We start from the raw sequence: 13,610 nt of genomic DNA, 5'->3' as shown, positions 1-13,610 counted from the left end.
TACGATACAGAACCGAAAGCCACCTCGCCGAAAGCGACCTGAAACCACGATGATCATAGCGATCGACGGCCCGGCTGGTTCCGGCAAGTCAACCGTAGCGAAGAGGGTAGCTGCACAACTCGGCTTCTGCTATCTGGATACGGGCGCCATGTATCGCGCAGTCGCCGTTCGCGCGCTTGACGAGGGAATCGCGCTTGCCGATGAGGGCGCTGTCACTCGTCTGGCGCGACGCGATTCGATTGAATTCGTGCCGGAGAGGGGGTCGTGTGCGTCCAAGGTGTTGATCGCTGGGACGGACGTCACATCGGCGATCAGAATGCCTCGGATCGACGAGGCCGTGAGCGTCGTCGCACGCATACCTCACGTGCGCGAGGCGTTGGTTGATCAGCAGCGCGAACTCGCTCGGATCGGTAACGTCGTGATGGAGGGCCGTGACATCGGTACGGTCGTGTTCCCCGACGCTGAACTGAAGGTCTTTCTCACAGCGGCGCCTGAAGAGCGTGCACGTCGCCGAGCAGCGCAGCAGAAGGCCAGCGGGATGCAGGTCGCACAGTCGGATGTCAGGGACGCGATCGAGAGACGCGACGAGATTGACTCGACACGCGAACACTCGCCGCTGACGTCGGCCGATGATGCGGTGGAAATCGATACCACTGGCGTGTCTCTCGAAGAAGTTGTTGACCGTATCGTATCGCTAGCAAAGGAGCGTCAGCCATGAGTGCCCCGCCACTGGGAAGCCGTGCAGAAGGTCCCGGAGCGCCCAAATGGCGTTTCGCACACTTTGTGCAATCGACGATCGCCACGCTTCTGCTAGTGATATACCGAGTGCGGGTCGAGGGCGTGAAGAACCTTCCTGCCAAGGGAGGCTACATCCTCGCCGGCAACCATGTCAGCTACCTCGATCCGGCCTTGTTGTGGTCGTGCGTGCCGCGACCCACACACTTCATGGCCAAGGCGGAGTTCTGGTCCTCGCCCCTGATGGGTTGGGGGCTTTCCCGGCTTTGGGCGTTTCCCGTTCGCCGCGGCGAGAGCGATCGTGAGGCCATCACTCGCGCGACAACCCTCCTGAAGGCCGGCGAGCCGGTGGCCATATTCCCCGAGGGCACGCGCAGGCGGCCCGGAGACGAGGATGAGACCGTCTCGGCGCACCTCGGTGCGGCTTTCATAGCGATGCATGCCGGTGTGCCGGTGATCCCGGTCGGGATCTCGGGTACCGAGAAAGCCCTTCCGGCCGGCGCGCGGATCCCGCGCTTCCCGCAGGTGCGCATCAGCTTCGGCAAGCCGGTCTCACCATCGCGATTCAAAGATGGCGAGCGCAAGGAACGCATGGAGGCTATGACCGCCGAGATCATGAAGCGTATCGGCGAGGAGCGCGACAAAGCGGGAGTGGTGTGAGCGTGCGCGTCGAGGTCGCAAAATCTGCGGGCATCTGCTACGGAGTTGAGCGCGCCCTCAGGATGGCCGCACAGGCCGCGGAGAGCGGCGCTGCGGTTCACACGCTCGGTCCCCTGATCCACAATCCTCAGGCCGTCTCGGCGCTCAAAGACCAGGGCGTCGGAGTTGCCGAGACTCTCGACGATGCCGCCGAGGGGATTCTCGTCATCCGTTCTCACGGCGTGGAGCCGGCGATCATCGAGGCAGCACGCAAGCGCGGGCTCGACGTCGTCGACGCGACGTGCCCTCACGTCAGCAAGGCGCATGAGGCCGCCGCGGAACTCCTCAACGGCGGGTACACGATCGTCATCGTCGGGGAAGCCGAACACCCCGAGGTCGAGGGCATTCTGGCGCACGCGGGCGGCTCGGCCTTGGTGGTCTCCTCGGCGTCAGAGCTTCCGGAGCGCATGCCCAGCGCGCGCGTGGGCATCGTCGTGCAGACCACGCAGTCTGCGAGGCGCTTGAACGAGGTCGTCGCAGCGATCCTGCCAAAAGTCAGCGAACTGCGCGTCTTCAACACGATCTGCGCCTCGACCGGCAAACGCCAAAGGGCGGCCGAAGAGCTTGCCTGCGACGTGGACGTCATGATCGTTGTCGGTGGGCACAACTCGGGTAACACGACCCGCCTCGCCGAGATCTGCGCCGAAGTCAACGCCCACGTGCATCACGTAGAGACGCCGGACGAGCTCGACGTCTCGTGGTTTGAAGGAGCCGAGTCGGTGGGTGTAACAGCGGGCGCATCTACGCCTGACGAACAGATGCAGGCCGTCGTGCACGCCATTCGAGCGATCGGATAGCGGTCGTGCCCGCGCGTGCCGACTATGGTGGCAAAACGCTACTGAAGCGAGGCGGCGGTATGATCGCCGCCGTCGATGTGGGCAGCCCGGCGGCGCTTGCAGGACTCACTCCGGGGGACATTCTCGCGCACGCCGATGACCAACCGTTGCGCGACGTGATCGACTGGCAGTGGCTGGCCGACAACGCGAGTGTCACGGTCGAGGTGGCAGGGGAGCCCGCGCGTCGCACCACGCTCACGCGCGAAGCAAGCCAGACGTGGGGCGTCACATTCGCCGACACCGTCTTCGACGGCGTACGCACCTGCCGCAACAACTGCGCATTCTGTTTCATGACGCAACTCCCCAAAGGCCTGCGTCCGGCGCTCTACCTTCGCGACGACGATTTCCGGCTGTCGTTTCTGCAAGGCAACTTCATAACTCTCACCAACCTCTTCGACGCCGATCTCGGCCGCATCGCCGAGCAGTTCCTCTCACCGCTCTACGTCTCGCTCCATGCGATCGACCGCGATGTGCGCGCCGCACTCGTCTGTGCGCAGGAGGACCGTGCGCTCGAGAGATTCGACGAACTCCTGGATGCCGGGATCGAGATGCATGTGCAGATCGTCCTGGTTCCCGGCATCAACGACGGTCCTGTTCTTGAGCGAACGCTCACCTGGCTCGCCGAGCGCGAGGGCGTGCTCTCGGTCGGCGTCGTTCCGCTCGGCTACACGGCGCATCAGGAGCGGTTCTCGGGTTCGTTTGAGAGTGCGCAAGCAGCACGAGCCGTGATCGCGCAGGTGACTCCGTGGCAGGAAGCCTTCCGCAAGCGAGACGGCATCACATGGCTCTACCTTGCCGATGAGTTCTACCTCAACGCCGAGGTCGACATTCCCCCCGCCCGGTACTATGACGACTTCCCGCAGTATGAAAACGGCATCGGCCTCGTCCGCAGCTTCATCGACGATTCCTTCGAGCTGCACGATCAGTTCGAAGACGCAGTCTTGCGCCTTCAAGGGCATCCGGCGGTAACGCTCGTCAGCGGCATGCTCTTCGCTCCCGTACTTGAACGGCTTCTCGCCGAGACCGACCCGCACGCCCATATTCAAGTCCTCGCGGTCGAGAACAGGTTCTTCGGAGGCAATGTGAGCGTTACAGGACTCCTGGTCGGAAGCGACCTCGTGCCCGCGATCACGGAGCAGGCACAGGGCGCGATAGTGCTCGTTCCCGACGTCGTCGTGAATGCCGACGGGCTTCTGCTTGACGACGTCCCCGCCTCGCAGCTGGGTACTCTCTCAAGGAAAGATGTTCGTCTGGTATCCTGTGACGCTGCCGGGTTGCTCTCGGCGCTACGAACCGCAGCGGAAGTACCCGCTTCCAACCCAGAGGAGTGATGCGCCCATGGCGCTACCAATAGTCGCAGTCGTCGGCCGGCCCAACGTTGGCAAGTCGACGTTGGTCAACCGTCTGACGCAGACCACTGACGCCATCGTTCACGAAGCGCGCGGTGTTACGCGTGACCGCAGCTACCATCAGGCCGACTGGAACGGTGTGGACTTCCTCCTCATCGACACCGGCGGTATTGAGAGCGGCAACATCGACAAGTTCCAGTCTTCGATCCGTGCTCAGGCACTCATGGCCGCCGAGGAAGCCGACGTCATAATCCTTCTGGTCGACGGCAAGACGGGCCTCACGCCCGATGACATGGAGGTCGCGCGAGTGCTGAAGCGCTCAAGCCGGCCCGTGTTCCTGGCTGTGAACAAGATGGACACACCCAACCGCGAAGACGAGGCGTTCGAGTTCTGGAATCTTGGCCTCGGGCAGCCTTGGTCGGTCTCGGCAACTCACGGTCACGGCACCGGAGACCTGCTGGACGAGATCGTGAAAGCCCTGCCTGTCACCACGGGCGAGCCTGAGGACGAGACCAAGGCCATCGACGTCGCCATCATCGGCCGTCCGAATGCTGGCAAGTCTTCGCTCCTGAACCGCATGTCCGGCGTTGACCGAGCAATCGTTTCGGACGTGGCGGGCACAACGCGCGACGCGATCGACCTGTTGGTTGAGCGCGACGAACGCGCATTTCGCCTCGTGGACACCGCCGGCATCCGACGCAAGGCCCTCATCGACGCCGATGTCGAGTACTACGGCTTCGTGCGCGCAATGCGGGCGATCGACCGCGCGCAGGTGGCGCTGCTGGTCATCGACTCCACGATCGGACTGACCGATCAGGACCAGCGTGTGGCCAACTTCGCGCTTGAGCGTGGCTGTGCCATCATCGTTCTGCTGAACAAGTGGGACGCGCTTGAGACCCAGGAAGCCAAAGATGCGATCGCCGAGAAGATCACCGACCGCTTGGGATTCATCAGCTTTGCACCGGTGCTTCGCATCAGCGCCCTGACCGGCAAAGGTGTTGATCGCATCTGGGATGCGATCGCAACCGTGTACGCAAACTACATGCAGGAGATCTCCACGAGCCGCCTGAACAAGATGCTCACTGAGATGAGGGACTTCGGTCACACTGTCAACAAGAACGGCATGACACTGCGTGTGAACTACGTCACACAGACTCGCACGGCGCCCCCAGGCTTCACCTTCTTCGCGAATCACCCGATACTTGCCGACGACAACTTCCGGAGGTACGTCGAAAACCGGATGCGAGACGCGTTCGACCTGCTCGGCACCCCAATCATCCTGAAGTTCCGCAAGAAGGATTAGGCAGTGGACTGGCTACTCGTCGCACACTTGGTGGCTCTGGCCGTTGTGGCGTATCTGCTTGGTGGGATGCCATCGGCCCTCATCATAGGCAAGATCTTCTACCACGTTGATGTGAGGCAGCACGGCTCGGGGAACCTCGGTGCGACCAACGTACTCCGGACATTGGGCGCAAAGGCGGCGATCGGCACCGCCGTCGTGGACATAGGCAAAGGCGCCGCGGCCGTGGGGCTCGCAATGCTCTTTGTCAGCAGCGGCCAATTCGGTCTCATTGCACGGGAGTGGGCAATGATCCTTGCGGCAATCTGCGCCGTTGCTGGACATTCGTACTCTCCTTACATTCGGTTCGCGGGAGGGAAGGGTGTGGCAACGACCGGCGGCGCGTTATTAGTGCTCAGCCCGTGGGCGCTGCCGTGGATCTTCGCGCTATGGCTCGCACTGTTGTTTTCGACTCGAATCATGTCGCTGGCATCGATACTTGCTTTGGCCGCCTATCCTCTGGCATGCGCACTTGTCTACCCGCGCGACTGGCCTCGGCTGATCTTCGCACTGGCTGTTGCCGCAATCGTCATTTGGCGGCATCGAAGCAATATCGGCCGTATCTTCAGGGGCGAAGAAAATAGGATATCCTTCAAAGAGCGTGGCAGCGTCGCGAAAAGGATGAAAGGGGGCTCCTGATGAAGGTTGCCGTTATCGGAGCCGGTTCCTGGGGGACAGCCGTCTGCTGGCTGCTGGGAGGCAAAGGCCACGACGTTCAGCTGTGGGCGCGTGAAGCCGATATCGCCGAGGGCGTGAATGCCGAGCACCGCAACCCCATCTATCTCCCCGAGGTCATTCTCGCGCCCAACGTGGTTGCCGGCACCGATATCGAAAGCGTTCTGTCCGGCGCCGAAGCCGTGGTCATGGTCACGCCGTCGATCGGCGTGCGCGGTACCGCCGAATCCATGGGTCCGTACCTGCCTACCACCACGCCTGTCATCGTTCTGTCCAAGGGCGTCGAGGGCGGCACGAAAATGCTGATGACGGAGGTTCTTGAGGACGTTCTCGGCAGACGAGAGCGCATCGCCGGCCTTTCGGGCCCCAATCACGCCGAAGAAGTCAGCCGCGGTGTCCCCTCTGCGACGGTCGTCGCTGCGTATGACGAGAGCGTCGGTCGCCTGTTTCAGGACATCTTCATGACCCGCTCATTCCGCGTCTATACCAATCCCGATGTGGTGGGCGTTGAGTTGTGTGGTGCGAGCAAGAACGTCATCGCGCTCGCGGCGGGCATTTCCGACGGCTTGGGCTACGGAGACAACACCAAAGCCACTCTGATGACTCGCGGGCTGGCGGAGATGAGCCGGCTGGGTCGCGCTCGCGGCGCCAACCCGCTCACGTACATGGGTCTTGCAGGCATGGGAGATCTCATCGCGACGTGTACTTCGCGTCACTCACGCAACCGGGCGCTGGGCGAGCTGGTCGCAAAGGGCGGCTCGATGGAGCAGTTCTACGAGCAGACTCACATGGTCGCCGAGGGCGCGCTGGCTTGCATCACCGTAGATGAGCTGGGGAAGAGCGAAGGTCTCGAACTGCCGATAACCCAGCAGGTTCGAGCGATCCTGTACGAAGGAGTGCAGGTCACCAACGCCGAGGACGCTTTGCTCGGCCGTGAAGCTCGTGACGAACTGCATGGACTTGGACTTGTGGAGGACTAGTGCGCACGACGACACGAGGGGGAACCGTGCTGCCTGAAGGGATCCTGATCGCTCCGTCGATCTTGTCGGCGGACTTCGCCCGTCTTGCCGATGCAATCCAGCTCGCCGAGGGCGGTGGGGCCGATCTGATACACGTGGACGTCATGGACGGACATTTCGTCCCCAATCTCACTATAGGCCCGCCGGTTGTGGCCGCTATCAAGCGGGTAGCCACCAAGCCTGTTGATGTCCACCTGATGATCGACAATGTTGACGACACGATCGGCTGGTATCTCGACGCCGGTGCCGACATCATTTCGGTGCACGCCGAGGGCACTCATCACCTGCACCGGGTCATTCAGCGCATTCGTTCAGCGGGTGTGTCGCCGGCGGTAGCACTGAATCCTGCCACGCCCGTCGATGTCCTGCGCGACATCATCGCCGACGTCGATATGGTGCTCCTTATGAGCGTGAACCCGGGATTCGGCGGGCAAGCATTCATTCCGAGGACGGCCGCCAAGATCCGCGAGTTGACGGCGCTGTGCGAGCAGGAGAGCGCGCATCCGCTCATCCAGATTGACGGCGGCATCACGGCTGAGACTGCGCCGATCGTCGCTGCGGCGGGCGCCCGCTGCCTCGTCGCCGGAAATGCGGTGTTTGGCACTCCGGACGTTGCGTCGGCGATCCGAGCTATTCGCGAGGCGGCCGAGATCTAGCTGACTACCGGCCGGTTTTGGACCAATGCGAGCGAACTAGGCGAGGGGGAAGCATGTTCACAGGACTCATCGAAACCCGAGGCTCCGTCACGGCGGTGCAGGCGGTGTCCGGCGGCGTTCGGTTGCAGGTCTATGCACCGGATTTTGGTCGAGACATGGCAATGGGCGATTCGATCTGTGTGGATGGTGTCAGCCTCACGGTGTCGCAGTTCCAACGTGGTGCCTTCGTCGCCGACGTGAGCGGCGATATGCTGGATCGCACGACGCTCAGCGATCTGAGGAGCGGATCAACCGTCAATCTTGAGCGCGCACTTCGGTTCTCCGACCGTATGGGTGGGCATATGGTCACCGGTCACGTCGATGGCGTGGGTAGACTTGTCATGCGCCAGGCCGCCGGTAACTCGACGATATATACGTTCCACATGCCTCCCGCACTGATGGAATACATCGTGCCGAGAGGTTCGCTTGCTGTGGACGGCATCTCGCTGGCTGTCGCGCAGGTTCGCGGCGAGGGATTCTCGGCTGCTGTCATTCCGCAAACGGAGGAGAGCACCACCCTTAGAGACAAGCCCATCGATTCGATGGTCAACATCGAGGTGGACATCATGGCCCGGTACGTCAAACGCTTCGTAGACCTCTACGCTCGAACTGGCGCGGAAGGTCCGGAAACCACTCGGCGCGGACTTGGCGATGCGCTTCGCGAGTTCAGAGAAGGTCGATAGCCGAATACGGCATGCATACAGTGAGAGGCCCGGCCGCTGCGACTGCACCTGCCGGGCCTCTAGCGCATCAGGCACAGTGGGTTCTCGCCGCCAGCGGCTGTCAACCATGAACCTTGCTCCCACACTTCTGTCTCGCAAAACGAGACGGGGCGCTATCTTAGCCGACTGGGTTGTCCGTCTACAAGAACGGCACGGGACCATCTGACAAACGGTCCGATACATGTCACGACAGGCTACCATCGGGCGACAACAGGACGTATCGACAACCGATTCATCGTGCGATGCCCGTGAGATTCGGCACACCGATCAGCCGAATTCTGAAATCTGAGTGCCTCAGTGGGAATAGACCATCACAGAGATTTGACACGCCCCATCCAAGGGGTATCATACAATCATTACTGAGTTAGTAGGAATTGCCAGCAGAGGGGATACCTGTGAGATTGACCGCAAAGAGCGAGTATGGGTTGCTTGCCGCGATCGACTTGGCCTGTACTCATGGCGCTGGCCCGGTGAGTGCACGTGAGATCGCCGAGCGCAGGAACATTCCGCCCCGCTTCCTCGAGCAACTGCTCGTCTTGCTTCGCCGCTCGGGTATCGTGACCGCAGTCCGCGGGGCACATGGCGGGTTTGCACTGACTCGAGACCCCGAGTTGGTCACCGTGCTTGATGTTGTTCAGGCACTCGAAGGCCCCCTAACCTCAAGCGTATGCGATAGCGAACGCGATGAGATCTGCAGCTGCAGCGGATCGTGTGCTGCAGCTCCGGTGTGGGCGCGAGCGACCGATGCACTCAGGGACGTTTTCGCGACGACGACGCTGGCATCACTGGCCTCCACGCAAGGTTTGTTGGACCAGAGCAAAGGTACTCCGCAAGACAAGGAGCAGTCATGAACACCGTGTATTTCGATTGTGCCGCCACGACACCGGTTGATGAACGTGTGGTCGCCGAGATGCTGCCATTTTTCACCGAGAGGTTCGGCAATGCGAACTCACTCTACGGGCTTGGCCGTGACGCATATCGGGCGCTTGAGGATGCACGTGAGCGCGTAGCTGCCTCAATCGGGGCTGCAACTCCAGAAGAAATCATCTTCACCAGCGGCGGAACCGAGTCCGACAACGCCGCACTTCTCGGTATTCTGTCAAGAATCGCGCCGGACGGCGGGGCACATCTCATCGTCTCGGCGTATGAGCATCATGCCGTGTTGGAGCCCGCTCACCACCTTGAGCGTCTCGGCTATGAGGTCACGATCCTCAAGCCGAGAACCGACGGTCATGTGTCACCGGAAGACCTGCGCGCAGCGATGAAGCCTAACACCAAGCTCGTGTCGATCATCCACGGAAACAACGAGATCGGGTCGATCAACCCGATGGCCGAGCTTGCAGTCGTCGCTCATGAGGGTGGCGCGCTGATGCACACAGATGCAGTCCAGACACTGGGCAAGATCCCGTTTGACGTTCAGGAACTCGGTGTGGATGCCGCATCGTTCTCAAGCCATAAGATCTATGGTCCGAAAGGGTTCGGGGCGCTGTACCTGAGGAAGCGCACCCCGTTTTCTCCGTTTATTCGAGGCGGAGGACAAGAGTCGAAGCGCAGAAGCGGCACTCAGAACACACCCGGCGCAGTCGGTTTCGCCAAGGCGCTCGAACTCTCGCTTCAAGGCCAGCAGGCTGAGATTGAGCGGCTCTCGCGTTTGCGCGACAGGCTGACTGACGGAGTCATATCCGCGCTTGAGAACACGCAGGCCACCGCGCCGGTGGGTCCTCGACTGCCCCACATAGCCTCGCTTCTCATCAACGGTGTCGAGGGCGAAGCCATGCTTCTGCAGCTCGACAACAAAGGAATTGCGGTTTCAACCGGCTCGGCATGCTCGTCGGGCTCTCTCGAACCCAGTCACGTGCTGTTGTCTATCGGCGTTCGTCAGGAAATCGCGCATGGGTCGCTTCGCCTGTCTCTGGGCCGTTTCTCGACCGAGGCCGATGTCGACTACTTCCTCGAGGTCTTTCCGCCCATCGTCGAGCGTCTGCGCCAGATGTCGCCTGTGTACGAGAGAATGTTTGGATCTGCTTCCCGCTAATGCATAGCGATCGTTGTTAGGAGACTTTACGTTGCAGTACACCGAGAAGGTCATGGAGCATTTCAATAACCCGCGTAACGTCGGAGTGATCGAAGACGCCGATGGAGTAGGGGAGGTCGGCAACCCTGTCTGCGGCGACATCATGAAGATCACCATCAAGGTTGACGACACGGACCATATCTCCGACGTCAAATTCCAGACGCTCGGGTGTGGCGCTGCCATCGCGACCTCATCGATCGTCACTGAACTTGCAAGAGGCATGTCTATTCAGGACGCCGTAGGCATATCGAAGCAGCAAGTTGCCGATGAGTTGGGTGGTCTGCCGGCCGCGAAGATGCACTGCTCGGTACTTGCCACCGACGGCCTCAAGGTCGCAGTCGACGACTACTTGGTCAAGCACGGGCGTGAACGCATTGCCGGCGAAGTGAAGTCGGCCGACCCAAACTTCGATCCTCATTCCGACGAGGACGAGCCACACGATGACGCCGAGGCATGCGGCCTGTGAGCATTCGCCCCGCTGACAGCGCGGGGAAAGGCGCGACGAAACGCGTCTTCGTCGCCATGAGCGGTGGAGTCGACTCGTCCGTATCGGCTGCCCTGCTCATCGAGCAGGGATACGACGTCACAGGCGTCACAATGCAGCTGTGGCCGTCATCGGAAGATGAAGGCGGCTGTTGCTCGGTTTCGGCCGTCCGGGACGCTCGGCGGGTGTGCGACCTCCTCGGAATACCGCACTATACCTTGAACTTTCGTGATGCTTTCGAGCGTGAGGTCGTTGGCCCGTTTGCCGACGATTACGCACGAGGGCTTACTCCCAATCCTTGCATCGTCTGCAACGATCGCCTGAAGTTCTCTGAGCTGCTCGCCAAGGTGTCGCTGCAGGGGGCCGGTTTCCTTGCTACAGGACACTACGCGCGAATCGTGCGCGAACCGGACGGGGTACCCAGGCTTGCGCGCGGCTTGGACCTGTGGAAGGACCAGTCGTACTTCCTCTACCGGCTCACACGTACTCAGTTGGAGCATGTTCTCTTCCCTGTGGGCGAATTTCACAAAGATGACGTTCGCGCGTATGCCCAGCGCCTCGGCCTCCACGTTGCAGAGAAGCCAGACAGCCAAGAGGTCTGTTTCGCGCCGGCTGGGGAGCACACTCGTGTCGTGCGCGAGAGAAGGCCCGATGCTCTGGTGCCCGGAGAGATCGTTGACGTCAACGGAAAACTTCTGGGCACGCACGAAGGGATCGCCAACTACACTGTAGGCCAACGCAAGGGGCTTGGCCTCAGCGGAGGGCCGTTCTATGTACTCGGCGTGGAGTTCGGAACAAACCGGGTCGTCGTCGGCCCGCGTGAAGCCTCGGCCATAACGCGGGTCGAGGCAGATGACATCGTCTGGGGCGGCGAGCCGACAGAGGATGTTGCCGCCGTCGTGCGATACCGCATGGAGCCACAGGCCGCGAAATCTTCAGTTGTGGGTGATACGCTTGACGTGGTGTTCGATTCTCCTCTTCTTGGAGTCGCTCCCGGCCAGGCCGTCGTATGCTATAGGGGAGACGTCGTGATCGGCGGAGGGACCATATGTCGCGCGAACTGACAGACTGCCACATTCATACGCGCCGGTGTGGCCACGCAGCCGGCACAGCGGAGGAATGCGTCCGCGTGGCCATCGAGCGAGGCCTATCGGGTATCGTCTTCACAGAGCATCTCGCGCTGCCGGAGGACCTCGATCCGTCTCGCACGCTGTCCATGAGGTCGGAAGAGATGAGTGATTACCTCGCCGAGATCGCCGCAGTTCGGGACTTGCATCCGGAGATTGCCATCGTGACCGGCCTTGAAGCCGACTATCTTCCCGGCCGTGCAGCACAGACGGCTGCGACCCTTAAGGAACTGCGTCTCCGCGGTGTAAGCGTCGTTTTGGGCAGTGTTCACTTTCTGGAAGACGGCTGGGCATTCGACGACCCCAGCCGAATCGCCGAATGGGATACCCGAAATATCGACTCGGTGTGGCGAGCCTACTTCGACCGGTGGTGCGGCGCGGCGCGCTCGGGGCTCTTCGACGTGATGGCGCACCCGGACCTGGTGAAGAAGTTCGGACACCGTCCGTCGTTTGACCCATGCGATCTCTACCGCGAGGCCGCAGCAGCCGCGTCAGAGGGCTGTGTACGGGTCGAGGTCTCATCGGCGGGGCTGCGCAAGCCGGTAGGAGAGATCTACCCCGCATTCGATCTGCTGCGCGCATTCCACCACGCCGGCGTGAGCGCGACTGCAGGATCAGACGCTCACGCGCCAAGTGAGGTAGGCGAAGGGATCTCAGAGGTCTACGACGCCATGGCGCGCGCAGGCTACGCGAGTGTCGCTTTTCCCGACGGCTCCGGAGGATGGAGGGAGTTGGCGCTGTGACAACCGTTCGCATCGCAGACATAGAGCATGCGCTCGCTCGGAATTTCCCACCGGAGTGGGCGGAGGACTGGGATCGCGTCGGACTACTCGTGGGCGATCCCGACCGGTTGGTTACGGGCGTGGTGTGCGCTCTCGACCCTACACGCGAAGCGCTCGCTGAGGCTGTCTCGCTCGGTGCCAATGTGCTTGTGACGCACCATCCGGCGTTCCTGACGTCTCCCGACCGGCTTGTGCCCAGCGACGGAGCAGCAGGCATTGTCTTCGCTTCGGTCGACGCCGGGGTCGCTCTCGTGAATGCGCACACCAATCTCGATCGCGCTCCGCGTGCCGGGCGACTCCTCGGCGAGTTGCTGGACCTCGTGCCCGAAGGACCCGTTGAGCAGGCGCCGATGCCGATGCTGCTCATCAGCGTCTTCGTGCCGCCCGAGAGCGCACAGGGCATCATCAGCGCGATGACCGCAGCCGGAGCAGGTCGTGTGGGCGACTATGTGGGTTGCGCGTTTACGTCCGCCGTCGGAGCCGGCGAGTTCACGGCTCCTGAGACTGGTACGCCCTACATTGGCTCACCGGGTGAACGATCCTCCGCAACCGAGGTGGAGGTACGCATGGTTGCGCCGAGAAGACACAGACTCGCCGTTCTGGCTGCCGCTCGATCGGCTCATCCGTACGAAGAGCCGGTCATCGTTGCCTTCGAGGCGGCGGTTCTTCGTTCGTCGGCGCGGATGGGAATGCTGTGTTGTACGCGGGAGCCGGTCCCACTCGGGCAGCTTGCCGATCGAGCACACAGCGTCTTTGGAGCCAGACCGCGGGTCTGGGGAAACCCTCACGCCGAGGTCGAGCGCGTCGTGACGGCAACAGGGTCAGGTGGGGGATTGATGAGAGATGTCCGCGCGAGCGGTGCGTCAGTCTTGATCGCCGGTGAGGTACGCTATCATGATGCCTTGGAAGCTGTCGGTTCAGGGCTTTCTGTGATTGAGCTTGGACACGACGTCTCAGAATGGCCGCTTGTCGATCTCCTGCGCGACGCGGTTCTGTCGGTTGCAGGCATCGACCAAAACGGAGTGCATGTTCTGCCAGCCATACCAGGGTGGTGGACCCCTTAAAGGAGATCCG

General features: G+C 61.8%; 15 protein-coding genes. All 15 read left to right on the top strand.

Features of this window, described 5'->3' with window-relative positions:
* Positions 1–49: 49 nt before the first annotated feature.
* The 15 genes from HGA39_01095 (at position 50) to HGA39_01025 (ending at position 13,600) form a co-directional block, all read left to right on the top strand.
* Positions 50–718 (top strand): (d)CMP kinase, encoded by a 669-nt coding sequence (locus HGA39_01095; GenBank protein ID NTW27952.1) that lies wholly within the window; start codon positions 50–52, stop codon positions 716–718.
* The gene (locus HGA39_01090; GenBank protein ID NTW27951.1) at positions 715–1,395 is read left to right on the top strand and encodes a 1-acyl-sn-glycerol-3-phosphate acyltransferase; all 681 of its coding nucleotides are present in this window, start codon (positions 715–717) and stop codon (positions 1,393–1,395) included. The genes HGA39_01095 and HGA39_01090 overlap by 4 nt, the downstream gene beginning before the upstream one ends.
* Entirely contained in the window at positions 1,392–2,231 is an 840-nt protein-coding gene (gene ispH / locus HGA39_01085; protein ID NTW27950.1) for a 4-hydroxy-3-methylbut-2-enyl diphosphate reductase, read from the top strand. Before HGA39_01090 ends, ispH begins: the two co-directional genes overlap by 4 nt.
* A 59-nt stretch (positions 2,232–2,290) precedes the next feature.
* Complete coding sequence (locus HGA39_01080) at positions 2,291–3,601, top strand: DUF512 domain-containing protein (protein ID NTW27949.1); 1,311 nt, start codon at positions 2,291–2,293, stop codon at positions 3,599–3,601.
* Positions 3,602–3,608: 7 nt separating this feature from the next.
* Positions 3,609–4,922: a ribosome biogenesis GTPase Der gene (locus HGA39_01075; GenBank protein NTW27948.1), complete on the top strand. Its 1,314-nt coding sequence runs from the start codon at positions 3,609–3,611 to the stop codon at positions 4,920–4,922.
* A 3-nt stretch (positions 4,923–4,925) separates the two neighbouring features.
* Positions 4,926–5,597, top strand: coding sequence for a glycerol-3-phosphate 1-O-acyltransferase PlsY (gene plsY / locus HGA39_01070; GenBank protein ID NTW27947.1), 672 nt, complete (start codon positions 4,926–4,928; stop codon positions 5,595–5,597).
* Positions 5,594–6,613 carry an NAD(P)-dependent glycerol-3-phosphate dehydrogenase gene (locus HGA39_01065; GenBank protein NTW27946.1) on the top strand — a complete coding sequence of 340 codons (1,020 nt, stop codon included), beginning with the start codon at positions 5,594–5,596 and terminating at the stop codon, positions 6,611–6,613. The genes plsY and HGA39_01065 overlap by 4 nt, the downstream gene beginning before the upstream one ends.
* 29 nt (positions 6,614–6,642) lie before the next feature.
* Positions 6,643–7,308 (top strand): ribulose-phosphate 3-epimerase, encoded by a 666-nt coding sequence (locus HGA39_01060; protein ID NTW27945.1) that lies wholly within the window; start codon positions 6,643–6,645, stop codon positions 7,306–7,308.
* Positions 7,309–7,361: 53 nt separating this feature from the next.
* Positions 7,362–8,030, top strand: a complete 669-nt coding sequence (locus HGA39_01055; GenBank protein ID NTW27944.1) for a riboflavin synthase — start codon at positions 7,362–7,364, stop codon at positions 8,028–8,030.
* Positions 8,031–8,464: 434 nt separating this feature from the next.
* Positions 8,465–8,920: an Rrf2 family transcriptional regulator gene (locus HGA39_01050; GenBank protein NTW27943.1), complete on the top strand. Its 456-nt coding sequence runs from the start codon at positions 8,465–8,467 to the stop codon at positions 8,918–8,920.
* Positions 8,917–10,104, top strand: a complete 1,188-nt coding sequence (locus HGA39_01045) for a cysteine desulfurase (GenBank protein NTW27942.1) — start codon at positions 8,917–8,919, stop codon at positions 10,102–10,104. Before HGA39_01050 ends, HGA39_01045 begins: the two co-directional genes overlap by 4 nt.
* Positions 10,105–10,135: 31 nt before the next feature.
* A complete protein-coding gene (locus HGA39_01040; protein NTW27941.1) occupies positions 10,136–10,609 on the top strand; it encodes an iron-sulfur cluster assembly scaffold protein in 474 nt (157 codons plus the stop codon).
* Positions 10,597–11,691 (top strand): tRNA 2-thiouridine(34) synthase MnmA, encoded by a 1,095-nt coding sequence (gene mnmA, locus HGA39_01035; protein ID NTW27940.1) that lies wholly within the window; start codon positions 10,597–10,599, stop codon positions 11,689–11,691. Before HGA39_01040 ends, mnmA begins: the two co-directional genes overlap by 13 nt.
* Positions 11,676–12,497, top strand: a complete 822-nt coding sequence (locus tag HGA39_01030) for a histidinol-phosphatase HisJ family protein (GenBank protein ID NTW27939.1) — start codon at positions 11,676–11,678, stop codon at positions 12,495–12,497. Before mnmA ends, HGA39_01030 begins: the two co-directional genes overlap by 16 nt.
* The gene (locus HGA39_01025; GenBank protein ID NTW27938.1) at positions 12,494–13,600 is read left to right on the top strand and encodes a hypothetical protein; all 1,107 of its coding nucleotides are present in this window, start codon (positions 12,494–12,496) and stop codon (positions 13,598–13,600) included. Before HGA39_01030 ends, HGA39_01025 begins: the two co-directional genes overlap by 4 nt.
* Positions 13,601–13,610 lie beyond the last annotated feature (10 nt).

It is taken from the genome of Coriobacteriia bacterium, from assembly GCA_013336165.1.
Classification (GTDB): Bacteria; Actinomycetota; Coriobacteriia; order Anaerosomatales; family JAAXUF01; genus JAAXUF01.
This window is presented reverse-complemented; position numbering and strand designations above follow the sequence as displayed.